Here is a 1,139-nt window from a genome sequence, read left to right as displayed (position 1 = left end):
GGGGCGCGCAAGCGGGTCAAAGACTCCGGCAAAGAGCGCGACGTGCAGTTCGGGTTCATCTCCGACCCGGCCGGGTTCATGACGTTGTACGCGCGGATGTACGCCGCCGACGGCAACGCCTTCGAACAACGCGTGCTGGATATGGCGCGCCGGTTGTGTCCCGACGATCCCCGCTCGGGGGAGGATCGGCTCAACGATGCGCTCGCCGCCGTCGGTGCCGGGCGGGTATTGCGGTGTGAGTGCGGCAACGCCGACTGCCCCGGCGCCACCGGGGACAAGCCCGCCAAAGATGTCGTCGTCCACCTCATCGCCAGCGAGGACACCCTCAACGAGGCCCGCAGAAAGGCGCAGCAGGCGCGCACGCCGCAACCCGAGACCGACGGTGAGTCGGTGGACGAGCCCGAGATCGTTGCTGAGGCCGCCGAGCCTGCCGCGGAGGGCCAGGACGCGACCGCTCCCCACACCACCGAGGGGGATGCGGACGAGAGCGTCAGGGACGCTGGCGAACCCGCACGTCCGCAGAAGCCGGAGTGCCCGGCACCGGCGTTCGTGTTCGGCGCCGGCATTGCCAACTCCGCGCTGCTGGCGGCCTTCCTCGACCGGGCCACCATCCGCACCGTCACCCACCCCGGCGACGCGCCGCCCGAACCGCAGTACCGCCCCTCGGCCGCCCTGTCCGAGTTCATCCGCTGCCGCGACCTGACCTGTCGCTTCCCCCACTGCGACGTCCCCGCCACCCGCTGCGACATCGACCACACGATCCCCTGGCCCGCCGGCCCGACCTGCGGTTCCAATCTCAAATGCCTGTGCCGAAAACACCACTTGCTCAAGACCTTCTGGACCGGTAAGACCGGTTGGCGCGACGAGCAATTCGCCGACGGCACCGTCGTGTGGACCTCACCGTCCGGAGACACCTACACCACCCACCCCGGCAGCGCACAGTTCTTCCCCACCCTGGCCGAACCCACCGCCGAGGCGCCGGTACGGGAAAACCCGCAGGCCACAGAGAACCGCGGCCTCAAGATGCCCAAACGCCGCCGAACGCGCGCCCAGAACCGCGCCCGCTACATCGACGAACAACGCAAACTCAACGACGACTTCGTCGCCGAACGCAACCGACCCCCGCCCTTCTAGCGGCA

1 protein-coding gene is annotated in these 1,139 nt (G+C 69.4%); it reads left to right on the top strand.

The window, feature by feature from the left end; translation table 11 throughout:
• On the top strand, nt 1-1,134 hold a 1,134-nt coding region (locus AU194_RS30775; RefSeq protein ID WP_157576615.1), incomplete at its 5' end, for an HNH endonuclease signature motif containing protein.
• Nucleotides 1,135-1,139 lie beyond the last annotated feature (5 nt).

The organism is Mycobacterium sp. GA-2829 (assembly GCF_001499965.1).
GTDB lineage: Bacteria > Actinomycetota > Actinomycetes > Mycobacteriales > Mycobacteriaceae > Mycobacterium.
Note: the sequence above shows the minus strand (reverse complement) of the source record. Positions and strands in the feature narration are given on the sequence as shown.